Source organism: Dokdonia sp. (assembly GCF_039945015.1).
Classification (GTDB): domain Bacteria; phylum Bacteroidota; class Bacteroidia; order Flavobacteriales; family Flavobacteriaceae; genus Dokdonia.
Genome location: NZ_JBDUXP010000022.1, coordinates 1 through 16,566, shown reverse-complemented (window position 1 = coordinate 16,566; position 16,566 = coordinate 1). Strand labels below are relative to the sequence as shown.

Here is a 16,566-nt window from a genome sequence, read left to right as displayed (position 1 = left end):
CTATTAAAACAAATACTATAATTGCAGATGGTTTATAATTCTTAGGATCATTAGAACCGCAATTATTACAGTTAGATCCATTTGTGTATGGATATCCACAATGTTTACATTTTGCTGGCATGGTTTAATTAAGTTTAATAGTAGTATTTATCGATTAGTTGAATTAATATTTTTCAAATCTTAGTATTAAATAAAAAAATTACGAGCACTGAGATATTATGACTATTAAAATGATAATTACTATAACCCAGACACAGCCATTACTATCTTTCTTTCTTCCGTAAATCTCTCCTGAAAATTCACCAACTTTTTTATATTTTCCCATACTTAATTTCTTATATTTATTAATATCATAATCCTTAATAAAGAAAGATCGTTTATTAAGAGGTTGATCAAAATTGATAAATAGTTTTGTTTATTGAAGGGTGATTATCTGTTAAAGATTTTCAGATAAAATGATTTCACCCCTAGGGGTGTAGTAGTTATAGTAAGTTTGTGCTTTAGTACATTAAGATCACTTAACTATACTATATTTTTTATAGAATTCTAATTCTTTATTATACAAAATAATAGCTTTAGCTTGATCAAAATCTCCATCGATCTCTTCAACTCTCAATATTTTGTCCCTTAAAGATCTTCTTCTGGACTTAACAGCATTTACTGTAATAAATAATTTTTCAGATATTTGAATTTGTCCATGTTCTATAACCCAAATTTTCCAAAATTCTATATTTTGATTTGATAGAAAGTATTTCTCTTTTATATATTGCTCAAATCCTTTTTCTAACTTTGTTTGGAGCTTTTTTCTTTTCTTTTTCTTTTTTATAAAATGTGATATTAAAAAAACTGAAATACAAAGTAATCCTATTGTAATTGAAATAATTATAATTCTATTTTTTTCTATTTCCTGTAATTGTATTTCAATAGTCCTATTCTTTTCATCTGTTTCAAAACGAATTCGGTCAAATTGATTTTTATAACCAACAGCTGCCTTATCAATACTATCCCTTACTCTTATATATTTTTTAAAATGATCTTGTGCTTTAGGTGAATCATACAGATTACTAACAAGTTCAAGAGAGGCTAAATAATCTCTAATGTTTTTAACTTCAAGTGAAATTTTTTCTGCTTTTTCAGCATATTCTATTGATTTTTCTTTATATCCAAAAACACTATAGTATTCAGCTAAATGTATGCAATTGATAATAACTCCTTCTTTATCATTCTCACTCTCTCTTATTTCAAGAGTTTCAAGTGATTTTTCTATAATTTTATCTTTTTTCCCCTTTTTAAAAAGAGCATGAGTTTTATTATCAATTATAGTAGCAAATGTAAGAGGACGTGTTTTTAATATCTCTTTAAACTGTAAAGCTCTATCAAAGAAGTTAATGGCTTTATCATATTGCCTATCATCTTTGTACAGTTTACCTAAATTGTTAAGGGAATGAATAAAATATAATGGATTTTCAATTTCTCTTCTTAACTCAAGAGCTCTTTGATGATATTTAATAGAATTAACGATATCACCTTGCTCATTATAAACAACCCCTAAATTATTATAGATAGAACTTGTCCTTCTAGCATTATCACTTTTATTAAGGTATTCAAGTGCTTTAAATGATGTATTCTCACTTCCTTTATAATCTCTAACGTTTTTTTGTAGAATAGCTAGGTTTATTAAAATCCTACCAGCTTTTATAGAATCTTTTAGATTATCATATAATTTAAAACTCTTATAATAATAAAAATAAGCACTGTCTACTTGATTATTATTATCAAAAAATGCCCCACTATATTCGTAGGTTTTGGCTAGATTCAAGGAATCTTTAAGCTTAGTCGTTAATTCTATCTGTTCAAATCTTTTTTTATGAAAGATTTCCCAATTTTTATTTTTATATGATTCTTTTATAGATTTCTTTAAAAAAACAACTCTAGTAGAATCAGATTGCTTTATTTCTGATAAGGACAGGTTAAAATTGAAAATAAAAGTATTATCTGTTGAGATAGGTTTAAACAGATTCAAACAACATAAAAATAATAAAGATAGGTTTATTTTCAATTGATTATAAAATTAATACCGATTGTAATTTCATAAAAAAAAATGATTAAAAAAAACCTCATATTCAAAATATGAGGTTTAATTAGATTCATAAGACTACTCATCATCATCATCAGGATCAACTTTATCATCCAAAATGTCTCCTGTTTTTAATTCATCGCATTTTGAGTTTTTACATTTCGGATTTGGTTCTTCCAAAATTTCAAAGTTGTCATCTAAACTACAGGATGTTGTTATCAAAAAGAAGATAATTAAAAAGTTGTTTCGGTTCTTGAATCTTTTAAAGATTCGATCAAATTTAATTTTCATTTTAAAAAGTATTTATTGTTAAACACTTTTTAAATGGCAAATACAATGCAATTGACTTATAATCAATGTATTACATCATTTTAGGTGTATTGTTAGGTTTGATTTTCTCTGATTAATTAAGTGAGTTATAGATAATATTGTAGATGTTAGCCTATTATTTAGCTAATCACTCTAAATAATGATGTGTTAGCATAAGTCCAAAAACATCAAAGAGTCCCAGATTATAATCCTCTAAATCTGAATCCATTTTAAACTTTGGTATACGAGCTTTTAACTCTGAGATCAATTGAAAATCATCTTGACAACACCAAACTTTGATTTAGCATCAAACATAGAAAACACCTCTTTTTAAGGTGTTTTTAATAAAAATAAATTACTCTAAATAATAATGAGTCATTGCCAAACTCACCGCATCAAAAACTCCTGTATTGTGATTTTCAGTCATCCATCGTTTACGCTCTGGAAATGTATAACTCTCTAACTGTTTATACCACCCTATAATCTTCTGCGATATCTGATATTTAGAAGTTGCTCCAAACTGAAGAAAGATATCCTTGATTTGAGTTCTTGTATAGCTATGTACTTCAAAATTCTGTAATCGAGCTTCTTTACAAATACAATCTATTAGCTTTTCAATACGCTTACTTTTCTTGTTTTGATCGTTGATATTACGAGTGATAATAATAGTAGGCTTATAATATGCAATATATTGTTTCACTCGTTGCATTGTTTTCTTATTGCTCATAGGCTGTACATAACCAATACCATACTCTACAAGGTTATTTGGCGTATCAAAAACAGCATACCCTATACCGTACCTATTTGGGTAGAGTGCCAATATCGTTTGATGTGTCTTAGACATAGGCTTCATCAAGTTGCATTAATCGCGTAACAATATTATTAAGACTTTCCAATCGCAATGTATTTTTAAGGGTTTTTGGTCCTTCGGAAACTTTTTCTATAAGCTGAAAGCATCGATCTGACAAACCCTTGAAACCTGCTTCAAAAACTTGCCTAATTGAGCTTTCTATTGATAAATTAAGTAAAATATGATAGCCTATTAAAGCTTTGAGGCTTTGGAATTTTCCTGCCTCAAAGCGGGATAAACTACTTTGATCCATTTCTAAAAGGTAAGCAAGATCATTGATTTTTAAGTGATGAGCCTTGCGTACCCCTGATGGGTATATACTCGGTTGTTTATTCATAATGTGTTAAAGGCAATGGGTTAAACATTGCCTTTTCACATAGTATCTTAAATACACTATCTACAGGCAGGAGAAGTATGAAGGGTAAGTAATATGTATATAATACATATTTTTTCGTGGTGACCCTGATATTTAGTGGATAATATGTGTAGAAATGGTGTCTTTTAAATATGAATATCTTTAGTAGTAAGATTCTGTTTAATTTGTAAATAACGTTCGGTATCTGATAATTTTTCAACACCTTGTGACCTATTGTAACAAGATTGTTTTATCCTGTTTAGTTTAATAGTGTGACCTTTTGTCACTGGTTTATAACAAGCTACTTCACTAGCTTTTTCTTTTTTCTGTTCAAGCCTTAAAAGGCTTGTAAAATACAGGCGAGATGCTCCCCTTCTTTTAGCTTTCGTGTTTAAAATAGTCCCTCTTTCATTACTTACTTCCAACAAATCTTTTGATACTAAGGAATCAATAGCATTTGATACTGCTCTCCCAGATAAATTACAGCAGAGCATAAATAGCTTTTGAGATATCCATGCTCTCTCTAATCGCTTATTACTGTCTATAGGATCTGCCTGCCCTACCGTCTTACGAACCACCGTAAGCAATACTTTGAGTTCACTACTGGTTAATCGTTTTAATAAGTGATCGAATAATATATTGGGTGTTTGGGTTGTTTGGGTATAATAGCTCATACCTTTATTCTATAAGTCAATAGTCTTAAGGTGGTAGTGTTATGAATATGTATCCATAACATCTGATATACATATTTCTCCTCCTACCTGTAACTCTATCACTTCGCTTATAGTGATAGTATGAAAATTCAAGTACCTACAACATTATCTACAAAGAGTAATACAGAGTTTAGAAGACTCTATAAAAATCAATATGGGATAGACCTGAATATCCAAGAAGCAAATGAAGAAGCCTATCGATTATTTAGCTTCTTTGCACTTGTTATTGAAAACACTCCTAAGTATTATGAATAGGCATTTTTATATGCTGTGGTATACTCAGCTTGCTGTTCAAGGTCAAAATAAATTCAGACTAAAAAAGGGCAAAGAAATGATTTTGAACAGCATTCTGAATTATTACTCTTTGTCCTTTTTTGGTGAGTATTATGGAAAATAACAAAACATTACGTTATTTTCTCTATGCACGAAAATCAAGCGAATCAGAAGATCGCCAAATGGCTTCTATACAAGATCAAGAAATTGAAGTTAAAAAGATCGCAGATGAACTTGATTTAAACATAGTAGGCACTTTTAGCGAATCCAAATCAGCTAAGGCTCCAGGTAGAACCGTATTCAATGAAATGCTTTTACGAATTGAAAAAGGAGAAGCTGACGCTATACTTTGCTGGAAACTAAATCGACTAGCCAGAAATCCTGTTGATGGAGGGAAAATCAGTTGGATGCTACAGAATAACATCATTAAGCACGTTCAATGCTTTGGGAGGGATTACAAGCCTTCTGACAACGTACTGATGATGCAAGTGGAACTTGGAATGGCGAATCAGTTTGTCAAAGATTTGAGTGTCGATGTAAAACGTGGAATGCGACAAAAAGCAGAACGAGGATGGAATCCTTTTTCAATTCTTCCTATAGGATATATACATGCTAAAGACCATTCGCAAGGATTTAAAAATAACGAGATCATTATCGATAAAAAAAGGTTTCCTATTGTAAAGAAACTTTGGCAACTTATGATTACAGCAGACTATTCTATTGGTGCTATCAAACGGGAAGCTGATCGCTTAGGATTAGTTAACCGTTATAAAAAGCCATATGCCGTTAATACCTTTCATAAATTGTTTTCTAATGAATTTTACTACGGATATTTCTATTGGAAAGATGTAAATGGCATCCAAAAAAGGCACAAAGGACATCACAAGCCTATGATCTCAGAAGCCGATTTTAATACTGTACAGAAACGACTAGGGAATCATAGACGTCCTACTCGAAAAAAGCAATATGATTATACGTTTCGTGGCTTACTAAGTTGTGGAGAATGCGGGTGCAATATTACAGCAGAACGTAAACTACAAGTACGTTGTAGTCAGTGCAGGTATAAATTCTCTTGTATCAATAGAAAGGATTGCCCTAAGTGTAGTCTTTCCATTGTCGATATGGATTGCCCAACTCGTATTGATATCATCTATTATCGATGTACTAAACGAAAGCAACCCTGTAGTCAAAAGACTGTTTCTGAAAAGGTATTGGAGCTTCAATACTTTACGATTTTAAAACAAATAGAAATCCAAAAGGAATTTTATGATTTTGTGATAGAAACTATAAAGATATTGAATATCAACGAACAACCCAATGATCTTAAGGTTATCCAACTTCTAAGAAAACAGAAGAGTGAATTGGAAAAACGCCTCAAAGGTATTGCCTTAATGAGAGCAGACGGTGATATCGAAAAAGATCAATATCTTAAGATGAAAGAAGAAACGCTCAATAGTATTCAATCTCTAGAAAAACAGATAAACACCTATAAAAATAAAAGTGTCGATTGGACTAAAGTAGCTAAGGATTATATGAACTTTGCCTTAAATGCAACCAATGTGCTTAAAGAAAGTGACCCTTTTATCAAAAGAAACCTACTTCTTAAATTAGGTTCGAACCAGACATTATTGGATAGAAAACTAACGTTTATAAGGGCAAAACCTTTATTAGCCCTTAAAGAACTTCAAGGGGCTTATGATGCTGAAAAAACAAGGTTCGAACCAAAAAATCGCCATATAAACAAAGGCGATTCTAAAGGTTATGATACATTGAATGCATACTTGCTCGCACCACTGCGTAACGTTCGAACCAGTATTATAGATTCCTAAGAAACAACCTACTAAACAAAGCATAGAGAAAATCAAAATTATTAGCTAGAAAACACCTCTTCAAGTATTGGTGTTTTCTTATACATATTGCTGGCTCTTTCATATTTATTTTTTGTGAGGGAAAATAGCAGAGTGAATACTTCCGATGACAATCCTATCTGCTACTTTGCACAGACTAACTTTAGAAACCAACGTAATGACTTTGGTATCTTTCTTCGTGATAGGCTTTATCACTTTTATATTTTAGGTCGTACCGGAACTGGGAAAACCTCCCTTTTACATACAAAAATTGCTCAAGATATCTATGACGGGAGAGGGCTTTGCCTAATTGATGTACACGGGGATTTAGTTTCAAAAGTTTATGAGACTATTCCAGAGCATCGTAAAAAAGATGTTATCTATCTTAACACTACTGACCCTACTCTTAATCTAGGCTATAACCCACTGCGAAATGTATCCTATGAAAAACGACCATTAGTTACTTCTAACATCCTTGAAATCTTTCAGCATCTATGGGGAAATCAAAGTTGGGGTATCAAACTCTCACATATCTTACGTAATGTCATTCTCACTCTTTTAGATCAAAAGCAAGCAACTTTCTCTGATATCTTAAAACTTCTTCACGATCGCGATTATAGAAATCAATGTTTACCTAATATCATAAATCCAGATGTACGTGCATTTTGGGAAAAGGAATTTAAAAACTATTCTCCTAAAACAGACCTTATCCCTATCTATAATAAACTAGGAGGTATCCTTTCATATCCTTCGGTCAAACGAGTATTGGTGAGTAATACCCAGCAGATTTCTTTACGCTGGGTTATGGATAGTAAAAAAATACTGCTGGTAAATATTTCTAAAGGAAATCTGGGTGCTGATGCCTCATATATCTTAGGCTCTTTACTACTCACTTCCTTAGCCTCTTCTGCATTTTCTCGTATTGATACTCCGCCAGAAAAACGAGAAGTTTTCTTTTGCTATTTAGATGAATTTCAACACTACACGACAGCTTCTATCATAGATATGCTCTCAGAGCTGCGCAAGTTCAAATTAGGACTTGTCATGGCGCATCAATATATCTCACAACTTGATCCTAAAATCAGAGAAGCGGTCCTTGGAAACGTCGGCTCAATAGTTTGTTTTAGACTCTCCCAATCTGATGCACGGTTTATGGAAAAAGAGTTTTATCCAATATTTGCTGTAACGGATTTTGTGAATCTTGCTAACTATGATATCTATCTCAAATTGATGATTAACGGCTCTCCTTCCAAAGCTTTCTCGGCTCATACCATTACCCATCATCAAATTAAGAAACTCTACACCCCTGTACATATTACTGACTCTCCCTCCTAATTTTTTGATAGTTCATACTGGTTTCAAACGAACCTTAATTAAATAGTCTATGAAACCAACGAAACACACTACTCTGGATATTCCAGCCTGTCACGAAGTCCAAATACATTACAAACGTGCTTTATATGATACCACTCTAAAAATATCAACATCACAATCTGCTGAAACTATGTTTCGCGAATTTGCTGATACCGAAAGATTGGATTACAAAGAATTCTTTTGGGTAATGCTCCTTACTAATGCGAATCAAGTCATTGCCATAAGTGAAGTATCAGTAGGTTGTACCCACGGGACATTAGTGAATATTAAAGAAATCGTACAACTTGCTCTTCTTACCAACGCATCAAATGTAATTATCTGTCACAACCACCCTTCTGGCCAACTTACAAAATCTGCTTCTGATGACACAACCACCCAACGTATCAAAGGAGCTCTTGGTTTATTTGATATCAAATTACTCGACCATATTATCCTAACTACAGAAAGCTATACCTCCTTCTCTGACGAAGATTGGTTATAGCTTTTGACCTTCTATGCCTAAAACCCCTATTACCTATTACGGCGGAAAAATCAATATGATATCTGCAATACTGCCATTAATTCCAAAACATCGCATTTATACAGAAGCCTTCTTTGGAGGTGGCGCAATCTTCTTTGCAAAAGACCCCTCTGAATCCGAAATTATTAACGATACCAATAATCTAGTTATTAATTTCTATGAGGTGGTCAAGACTGATTTTGATTCTTTGAAATTAAAAATAGAGGCTAGTCTTTTCTCTCGTGCTACCTATTCAGTAGCACTGACGATCTATCGAATGCCACACCTGTTTAACAAATTACAACAAGCTTGGGCGTTTTACATCGCTACTAATATGGGTTTTGCCTGTAACGTGGGGTCGTGGGGATTTGATAAATACGGGAAACGAGTGAAATCATTTCGCAATAAGAAACTCTTGTTTGATGAGTCGATCTATAAGCGACTAGAGCATACTTCTATTGAAAACAATGATGCAGTTAAGGCACTTACAACCTATGACACTGATGATGCTTTTCATTATATCGACCCGCCATATATCAATACAGATCAAGGATTATATGGAGGCTATACCGAAAGCGATTATACAAAGCTTTTAGATACCCTCTCTACCATTAAAGGAACGTTTCTCTTGTCCTCATATCCTTCTGAAATCCTTGACGCCTACATCCAAAAGAACGGATGGTATTCTATACGTTTTGAGAAACCACTCAATGCTATAAAAGCTACAGAAGGAAAATCTCGCACTACCAAAAAGGTGGAAGTCTTAACCGCTAATTACCCTATTTAATCTATGACTATTCGCAAAACAGTAACTCACAATAAACAGATTGAAATACGATTCCCAAAAGAAAATGAACACTTATTTCATTTTATGAAACGCTTTGAACGTACTGCCTTACATAAAGGTTGGACAGAGGAGGAAGTCAATGCTGTCTTTGATCGTGTGTTTTGGTACAGCTATCACTATACGCTTGATACCGTCCTTAATCATTGCCTCTTTTCTCAATCAGAAGTTGAAAAACTCTAATACTAATTTTTAAAAACACAACTGAATATGAATCTAAAACAACAACGATTACATCTCTACTTCTTTGAAATACTCGAAGCACACTTGCGATTTACCGATGCCTTACCTCTTTCTAAAGAAGTCAAAGGATTCCTTACCCGTGATCAGTGTATTGATATCGCTCTTTGGCTTTCGCCAGAACGGTATCATAAATCTGAACTAGAAAATTTTGATGATGAAAAATTACATAAAACATTAGTTACTGATTACAATGTCCTTTTGTATATCATACACAAATGGGAAGCTCATCTATCACAACCGATCACTTTTTCAGATGAAGAAGTGGATGCCTTATTTACACGAACCAATAATCAGATGCATTACTTGTATAGTAAACCTACATCTTCGTGGGACGGCTATGACAAAAATAACTACATCTCACTCCTTAATAAAGCTGGGTTTACCATTGCAGTCTATGGGATCTATAGTTCTTCTGTAAAAAAGGAAGATATCTATATCATAGAGAGTCCTCCAAAGATTCTCTATGATACTAAGTCAGAGGCAGAAACTGAAATCACGCGCCTTATCGAACAAGAAAACTATAGCGAAACAGACCTTGTTGTCTACCCACTCTGGAAAATCAAATAACTTAAATTTTAAAAACTGAATACATTATGGAAACACCAAGTATTGTTGATGTCTTAATACAAAACATCACTCAAGATCAAGCACTCTTACAAGAGGCTGACGCAAAAATTGCAGAAGCAAAAGCTTCAAAAAATGACGTTGTAGATCGCTTAAAAGACTATCGAAAGGAAATTAGCATTATAATGAAATATGCTAACGAAGAGCAAAAAGAAAAGATTGAAGCTCTAGGATTTGATTCTTCTGATAGTAGTAACGGATTAAACGATGTGGCCACAAGAGCATTAAATATCATTATGGATGCTAAAGACCACTCACTTACCAATGATGAACTCTACACCATATATGCAGGTAGTGTGGAGAATCCTAAAGATGCTCTTAACTATACCGCCTTTAATATTAAATGTAGACCGCTCTTTAATTCTCAGAGACTCATTCGCATAAAAGCAGCAGAAGGGTTGTCTTCTCGAGAGGATATCATTTCACTCAATGGAACACCTCTCAAAAAAGAGGAAGTGAAACCTGAAACCTCAGATGTAAAAGATACTCCTGTACAAACTCAAAAGAAAGAAGTACCTAAAACCATCGCACTCAGAAAAGGAACTCTAAAAAACAAAAAAGATGATCCGACACCAAAAAAAAGATAAAGCTTTTGATAACGCACTTTGGCTCAATTTTGAACATCGTACCACTGATAAAGAATATGGTGTTATGCAAAGTATAGAACACGACTATCTGGTCATACTAGCAGATCATCCGACATTTGTTGGAGAAGCCTTTGAAGTTTTACCCGATAACTATGCTTCTCTTTGTTATGATCGGATCGCTGAAATCTTTGCAGATCGTAATCCATTATGGTTTTGGGAAGAGCTTAAAGGATTATTTTCTTCTACTAACGGAGAGATATTACGTTTTGTGCTCGCACATCACATTCCACTTGAAAAGTTCATTCGTTACGAACTAGCTAGTCGCGGGTATGATAACAATCAACACTGGATTGGATTTACCAATGCCAAAAAGATTTGGCTAAAATAATTGAATAAAAAAGCACCTTATTTATAAAGGTGCTTTTCTTGTGTGGTGCGTTTGTATTCTACCAATATATATTCATCATAAAAATACAATACTTATATATAGATCGGTAACTCAATCAAAACATTACAATCTACTCGTATTTTTATAACTCCATCAACATAATAATGATATACAATAACAAAATAGTAGCTCCTTATAACTACTGTTTTCTATCACCTTATTCTTTAAAAAAATAAGATTTCAATCCATCTTTCATATAAAAACTGTCATCTTTTTATAAAAGTATTTTACAATAATAATCTAAACAACAAATAGATAAGCAAAATTGACATCTACTTTTTCAGTAGTTTCAGTAACGAAATGTTAAAGTTTGATACTAATTTTCTAGTTTTGGACTTATAAATCTGAAATGATATTTTAGTTATCATTATTGTTTTATACCAAACAAGCACCACCACCTCCTTTATTGAAAACAACAGATACCTATCTGTGAATAATTTTATATGGCCTTCACTTCCTATACATAGCCGTATATGAGTTAGTTACGCGTGTATCTAAAAATCAAATTAGTAACCATCTTATTTTAATATTATGAGTAGAAAATCAGTGTGTTTATTTTTTTTATGTATTCTGTGTCTGCATTTTTCGTATGCACAACAAGCGGCATCTGGTATAGATGCCATTACTCCCACCACACCAGAAGCTGGAGCGCTAAGTAGAGCTGGAAATGTTCCTATAAATACTGCAACAGGTCAAATGTCTTATAGTGTTCCTATACATACCATTTCTGTTAATGGAAATTCTTGGCCAGTAAATCTAAACTATAGTTATAGTGGTTTCATTGCGGAGACAAAACCATCACTTACTGGATGGGGATGGAACTTAAATGCCTATGGAGTCATTACAAAAGTAGTTCGCGGACTACCTGATTTTCATCCTGATGGATATTATGGACCCAATAACAGAAAACAACTCATCGACCAGTACGTAGCTACTGATAATGTTGATGCAATGCTTTTTGATGATTTTATGAAGTTTGCTGAAAACAAATACGATTCAGAAGCAGATAAATTTATTGTTAATATTGGAGGGGCCAATTTTGGTTTTAAAATATATTATGACACTACTAATCAGGAGTATAAAGCTCATTTTTTATCAAAACATAATTTTAAGGTAGATATTACGATGCAGAATCATCCTACTATCGAGATAGGTAGCTTTGTGGTAACCGATGATAAGGGAGTTAAGTATTATTTTGATGATGACAACAGAGAAGCGGTGATTCCCTCCGAAGACCCTGGACATCCTTATAACATTGATAAAACAACTTCTTGGCTGCTTTCTAAAATAGAATATCTCAATGGTGAAGAAATTATCTTTAACTATACCTCAGATACATATACATCCTGGGATTTTTCTGCCAGTGCCGTTATACTAGATGGAGCGACAGGTCAAGACCCTAACAATGTAGGGTATTTTACCGATGAACTTATAGGTGGGTATGACGATAAGATGAATCAAACCACTATGGGGCGTCAAATATTATCTTCTATTAGTTTTCCTAAAGGATCATTAGAATTTAATACTATTGCAGGACCAAGTGGACATACCGTATTTGATTCCATTATATTAAAAGATCATACTGGAACAACAGTATGTGATTATCAAATCGATTATCAAGGAGATAGAGATGCGCTGGTTGAAGTGCGTAAAAACAACGAACTTTTATTTGGCTTTGATTATTATGGACTTACCACAGGTGGAATCCCTGGATTTTATGAAGGGGTAAATAACAAGCCACTTAATCAAGATCTATGGGGATTCTATAACGGTTCTCATAATAATACTGAAGCTATTGATTATGCTCTTAATGAACAAATCGATAAATCTATAAGCCTTGCAGATACTCGTAAAGGAGCCATGTCTAAAATCACCTACCCTACTGGTGGATATACCCTGATAGAATATCAACAGAATACTGTAAAAAAACTCTATGGAGATAGTAATCTTGGTGGTGCTGAGGATGAGAATGTGTTTAACAATCAAGTATTCCTTGAATTAGATGCAAAATTATCTAATAACGAGAGGCATACTGAAGTTACAAAAACATTTAGTTATCCTGTTAGAGCAAATCTAACACATAGAATTATAGGGAATGTAGCTTCTGGAAATGCCATATATGTCACAATAGAAAGACTTGATGGCCCTGATTTAAATCAATATAATGCTTGTTATCAAGGAACACCAACGTATCACGGAAGTAGATATCCTGTAAATGTAGAAGATGCTCGTAATCGTATGATCCCACCTGATAATGATCCAAATACACCGCCAAGACCTTGTGATAATTATTACCCAAATCCAGTTGTAAATCCTGCTTTTATCGTCTCAAAAGACCCAGATAATAACTGCCCATATTGGAATGTAAATGGCCCAACCAATGATTGGTTTGGATGTACAGAACAAAATACCATCAACCAACAATTTAATTCAACCCCATTTTGGATCCCTGCTGGAACTTATAGATTTGTAATTTCTACCCACACCAATGGAAATCCACATCTTGTTTCTAATTTGGCTTATGATGAATTATTTGCAGATATGAGACTCCAATATTACTTGCCTCCAGGTGCAGATGAACAAACAGATGTAAGGGAACTATTTGTAAATGATCCAACTGGAGGAATACGTGTGACATCTATAAAAAATTATGATGCTATTCAAGGGGATGCTACTAATACTATCCTTTATAACTATCAGGATGAAGATGGATTTTCTACAGCGCAAGAAAATCAAATCCCTAGCAATGTTGAAACACACCATATTGATATTATTCTTAATAATGGAGATTATTATCAAAGAAAAGATACCTATTATAGACTTAATTCTTTTGGAGCTATGGATGCTCATAATGGAATTCCTGTATATTATAAAAAAGTACGAAAGTATTATGCTGCCACAATCGCAAATAATGGAAATGATCAAGACAATCCTCCAATAGGACCCATTGGCCCTACCAATCCTGATACAACTACTAATCTATCATATATCGCATCAGGAGTAGAGGAGTATCAATATCAAATGCCTTTAGAGGATAGAACCTATAAGTATCCTCCCAGACCAATACACTTGGATAAAAGTAAGGCCAAAATCATCTCTAGTAAAATGATAGGTGAAGATGGTGTTATAGCTTTTGAAGAGAATAGCTATGCCCTGATACGACCTGATTTGGAAATTGATACTGGAAACCCTCAAGATTTTAGCTTAAACCATCCTTGGAGTTTTAAAATTGCCTACAAACAAGTACGCCTTGTTAATGAATTAGTTAATTGTTATCAATTAGGAAATACAGATTGTTTTGAAGCTATTCGTGAACTCTATGAGGTTACTCGTTATAAAGAAATCGAAAGCTATTTTGACATTACATACAAACAGAGTATGAAAGATCAGATTATAACTACTCAAGAATATCAGCGTGATCCTGTAAGTGATTTTACCTTAATTAAAGAACAAAAAATCACCAATAGTAAAGGAGAAACAAGACGGAAAGTATTTGAATATCCTAAAAACAGAACAGATGAGAGTCAGTATCAATCTATGGTGAATCGTAATCAAATTTCAACGCCAGTAATAGAGAAAACCTACCTTAATGATCAAATCATTGGTAGTCAGAAAACAGATTATATATTTCATATCAATGGATATCATCTTAAACAAGTAAAAGCAAATAAAGGAGCTGTACCTCTTAGTGATTTAGAAACCATTTATACAATAGATAGCTATGATAGCAATGGAAATATTTCGCAGACTCATAGAGAAGATGGACAAGCTGTTGCTTATTTATGGGGATATAATAAACAATATCCCGTAGCTAAAGTAGAGAATGCTACTATAGCCCAAGTCTTAGGAGCATTAGATACTGGAGTGGGAAATATTCAAAGCTTAGATGGGGATTCTCTTAGATCGGCCCTACATACAATTCGTCAAGGATTACCTAATGCACTAGTAACCACCTATACCTATAAACCACTTGTAGGGGTTAGTTCAGTAACCGATCCAAGAGGCTATACGATGTTTTATGAGTATGATCTTCAAAATAGACTTGAGTATGTCAAAGATGAGAACGGAAAAGTTTATAGCAAAAACGAATATCGTTATGGTATTAATAACTAATTAAAATCGGAAACAGATGAAAAAAATAATCATTACCATCGCTTTAGTGCTTCCGATGCTTGTTATCGGACAAACACAAACACAGAATTATGTTAAATCAACTACCTATCAGGTAGCTGTAGATGAAGGACAAGAAGATAATCTAGACTCTTCTCTAAAGATAGAGTCCATAGGATATCTAGATGGCTTAGGAAGGCCTATCCAATCTATTACAGTTCGCGCTGGAGGAAATGGACAAAATATTGTTACCTATCAAGAGTATGATGGTGTAGGAAGAACACCAAAACAATACCTCCCCTATGCTACAGATACTCAGGTGACTAATCCATTAGACTTTATGGACCAAGAAGATCTTAAAATTGGGATTGGTAACTTCTATAATACGCCTAAATATGAAGATACTCAGAACCCATACTCTGAAATGGTCTATGAGACTTCTCCACTAAATAGAGTATTAAAGCAAGGAGCCCCTGGAAATTCTTGGGCAGTCTCGGATGATACCGATCATACCATTAAACTTGAATATGAGCATAATGTGGCAAATGAAGTGCGCTTTTTTGATGTAAGTTTTAGTGGGGGAAATACTCAGAATCCTAACCTTACTTTGTCAGGCTACTACCCAACTAATGAGCTCTATAAAAACATCACTAAAGATGAGAACTGGACACTTTCCTCTGGGAATAATCATACCACTGAAGAATTTACTAATAAAAGTGGACAAGTACTTTTAAAGCGTACTTATAACAATAACATCGCTCACAATACATACTATGCCTATGATGATTTTGGAAATTTAACCTTTGTATTATCACCCGAAGCAAGTAATCAAATCGTTGATACTAATGATAATCTTGTGACTAATCACCAAGATATTCTTGACAAACTAGGCTATCAATACAAGTACGATTATCGAAACCGTCTTATAGAAAAGAAAATCCCTGCCAAAGGATGGGAGTATATTGTCTATAATAAACTGGATCAACCTATTCTAACTCAAGATGCAAATCAGTATGCGAAGTCTCCTCAAAGAGAATGGCTTTTTACTAAATATGATGCTTTTGGAAGAGTGATTTATACAGGGATTAAAAGAGCAAATATTTCAAGAGCTACTTTTCAGAGTGTGGTAGATAACGCTTCTGATCAAGCGCAATATGAACAAAGAACAGCAGATCCAGTTACAGTTACAGTAGGGGGTACTGCTATTTATTATTCGCAAAACGCTGTTCCTACCACAGTAGATGAAGTGCTTACGGTTAATTATTATGACTCCTATGTTGATATTGGAGGCTATATGATTCCCGATGTTGTTTATGGACAAGAGGTTACTGATCAAACTCAAGGACTGCCCACTGTATCTAAAGTACGTGTGTTAAATGATCAAAATGACTGGATTACTACAGTTACAGGATA

Annotated in this window: 16 protein-coding genes; 11 read left to right on the top strand and 5 right to left on the bottom strand. The window is 33.5% G+C overall.

Annotated elements, in window-relative coordinates; genetic code table 11:
- Window positions 1-514: 514 nt before the first annotated feature.
- The 5 genes from ABJD27_RS18355 to ABJD27_RS18335 all read right to left on the bottom strand — a co-directional run bounded on the left by ABJD27_RS18355 (window position 515) and on the right by ABJD27_RS18335 (window position 4,265).
- Window positions 515-2,059 carry a tetratricopeptide repeat protein gene (locus tag ABJD27_RS18355; RefSeq protein ID WP_348166961.1) on the bottom strand — a complete coding sequence of 515 codons (1,545 nt, stop codon included), beginning with the start codon at window positions 2,057-2,059 and terminating at the stop codon, window positions 515-517.
- A gap of 96 nt (window positions 2,060-2,155) precedes the next feature.
- Entirely contained in the window at window positions 2,156-2,299 is a 144-nt protein-coding gene (locus tag ABJD27_RS18350) for a hypothetical protein (protein ID WP_348166958.1), read from the bottom strand.
- A gap of 442 nt (window positions 2,300-2,741) precedes the next feature.
- Window positions 2,742-3,230 (bottom strand): hypothetical protein, encoded by a 489-nt coding sequence (locus ABJD27_RS18345; protein ID WP_348166955.1) that lies wholly within the window; start codon window positions 3,228-3,230, stop codon window positions 2,742-2,744.
- Window positions 3,223-3,573, bottom strand: a complete 351-nt coding sequence (locus ABJD27_RS18340; RefSeq protein ID WP_348166952.1) for a helix-turn-helix transcriptional regulator — start codon at window positions 3,571-3,573, stop codon at window positions 3,223-3,225. Before ABJD27_RS18340 ends, ABJD27_RS18345 begins: the two co-directional genes overlap by 8 nt.
- Window positions 3,574-3,737: 164 nt before the next feature.
- Window positions 3,738-4,265, bottom strand: a complete 528-nt coding sequence (locus ABJD27_RS18335) for a hypothetical protein (protein WP_348166949.1) — start codon at window positions 4,263-4,265, stop codon at window positions 3,738-3,740.
- 120 nt (window positions 4,266-4,385) lie between these two features.
- Between ABJD27_RS18335 and ABJD27_RS18330 the strand changes: the two genes are divergently transcribed.
- The 11 genes from ABJD27_RS18330 to ABJD27_RS18280 all read left to right on the top strand — a co-directional run.
- Window positions 4,386-4,559 (top strand): hypothetical protein, encoded by a 174-nt coding sequence (locus ABJD27_RS18330; RefSeq protein ID WP_348166946.1) that lies wholly within the window; start codon window positions 4,386-4,388, stop codon window positions 4,557-4,559.
- A gap of 131 nt (window positions 4,560-4,690) precedes the next feature.
- Window positions 4,691-6,406, top strand: coding sequence for a recombinase family protein (locus tag ABJD27_RS18325; protein WP_348167105.1), 1,716 nt, complete (start codon window positions 4,691-4,693; stop codon window positions 6,404-6,406).
- 132 nt (window positions 6,407-6,538) lie between these two features.
- Window positions 6,539-7,759 (top strand): type IV secretion system DNA-binding domain-containing protein, encoded by a 1,221-nt coding sequence (locus ABJD27_RS18320; protein ID WP_348166943.1) that lies wholly within the window; start codon window positions 6,539-6,541, stop codon window positions 7,757-7,759.
- Between the two features lie 49 nt (window positions 7,760-7,808).
- A complete protein-coding gene (locus ABJD27_RS18315; protein ID WP_348166940.1) occupies window positions 7,809-8,279 on the top strand; it encodes a JAB domain-containing protein in 471 nt (156 codons plus the stop codon).
- A gap of 13 nt (window positions 8,280-8,292) precedes the next feature.
- The gene (locus ABJD27_RS18310; protein ID WP_348166937.1) at window positions 8,293-9,084 is read left to right on the top strand and encodes a DNA adenine methylase; all 792 of its coding nucleotides are present in this window, start codon (window positions 8,293-8,295) and stop codon (window positions 9,082-9,084) included.
- 3 nt (window positions 9,085-9,087) lie between these two features.
- Window positions 9,088-9,324: a hypothetical protein gene (locus ABJD27_RS18305; protein WP_348166934.1), complete on the top strand. Its 237-nt coding sequence runs from the start codon at window positions 9,088-9,090 to the stop codon at window positions 9,322-9,324.
- A 27-nt stretch (window positions 9,325-9,351) separates the two neighbouring features.
- Window positions 9,352-9,951, top strand: coding sequence for a hypothetical protein (locus ABJD27_RS18300; protein WP_348166931.1), 600 nt, complete (start codon window positions 9,352-9,354; stop codon window positions 9,949-9,951).
- A 26-nt stretch (window positions 9,952-9,977) separates the two neighbouring features.
- Complete coding sequence (locus tag ABJD27_RS18295) at window positions 9,978-10,595, top strand: hypothetical protein (RefSeq protein ID WP_348166928.1); 618 nt, start codon at window positions 9,978-9,980, stop codon at window positions 10,593-10,595.
- Window positions 10,570-10,983, top strand: coding sequence for a hypothetical protein (locus ABJD27_RS18290; RefSeq protein WP_348166925.1), 414 nt, complete (start codon window positions 10,570-10,572; stop codon window positions 10,981-10,983). The genes ABJD27_RS18295 and ABJD27_RS18290 overlap by 26 nt, the downstream gene beginning before the upstream one ends.
- A 591-nt stretch (window positions 10,984-11,574) precedes the next feature.
- On the top strand, window positions 11,575-15,156 hold the full coding sequence (locus ABJD27_RS18285; protein WP_348166922.1) for a SpvB/TcaC N-terminal domain-containing protein: 3,582 nt from the start codon (window positions 11,575-11,577) through the stop codon (window positions 15,154-15,156).
- 16 nt (window positions 15,157-15,172) lie between these two features.
- On the top strand, window positions 15,173-16,566 hold a 1,394-nt coding region (locus ABJD27_RS18280), incomplete at its 3' end, for a DUF6443 domain-containing protein (protein WP_348166919.1).

What these genes read in the sequence shown, in the direction of transcription:
- ABJD27_RS18345 (WP_348166955.1), bottom strand. Translation starts at nt 3,230, where the DNA reads ATGTCTAAGACACATCAAACGATATTGGCACTCTACCCAAATAGGTAC.
- ABJD27_RS18340 (WP_348166952.1), bottom strand. Translation starts at nt 3,573, where the DNA reads ATGAATAAACAACCGAGTATATACCCATCAGGGGTACGCAAGGCTCAT.
- ABJD27_RS18335 (WP_348166949.1), bottom strand. Translation starts at nt 4,265, where the DNA reads ATGAGCTATTATACCCAAACAACCCAAACACCCAATATATTATTCGAT.
- ABJD27_RS18330 (WP_348166946.1), top strand. Translation starts at nt 4,386, where the DNA reads ATGAAAATTCAAGTACCTACAACATTATCTACAAAGAGTAATACAGAG.
- ABJD27_RS18325 (WP_348167105.1), top strand. Translation starts at nt 4,691, where the DNA reads ATGGAAAATAACAAAACATTACGTTATTTTCTCTATGCACGAAAATCA.
- ABJD27_RS18315 (WP_348166940.1), top strand. Translation starts at nt 7,809, where the DNA reads ATGAAACCAACGAAACACACTACTCTGGATATTCCAGCCTGTCACGAA.
- ABJD27_RS18310 (WP_348166937.1), top strand. Translation starts at nt 8,293, where the DNA reads ATGCCTAAAACCCCTATTACCTATTACGGCGGAAAAATCAATATGATA.
- ABJD27_RS18305 (WP_348166934.1), top strand. Translation starts at nt 9,088, where the DNA reads ATGACTATTCGCAAAACAGTAACTCACAATAAACAGATTGAAATACGA.
- ABJD27_RS18300 (WP_348166931.1), top strand. Translation starts at nt 9,352, where the DNA reads ATGAATCTAAAACAACAACGATTACATCTCTACTTCTTTGAAATACTC.
- ABJD27_RS18295 (WP_348166928.1), top strand. Translation starts at nt 9,978, where the DNA reads ATGGAAACACCAAGTATTGTTGATGTCTTAATACAAAACATCACTCAA.
- ABJD27_RS18290 (WP_348166925.1), top strand. Translation starts at nt 10,570, where the DNA reads ATGATCCGACACCAAAAAAAAGATAAAGCTTTTGATAACGCACTTTGG.
- ABJD27_RS18285 (WP_348166922.1), top strand. Translation starts at nt 11,575, where the DNA reads ATGAGTAGAAAATCAGTGTGTTTATTTTTTTTATGTATTCTGTGTCTG.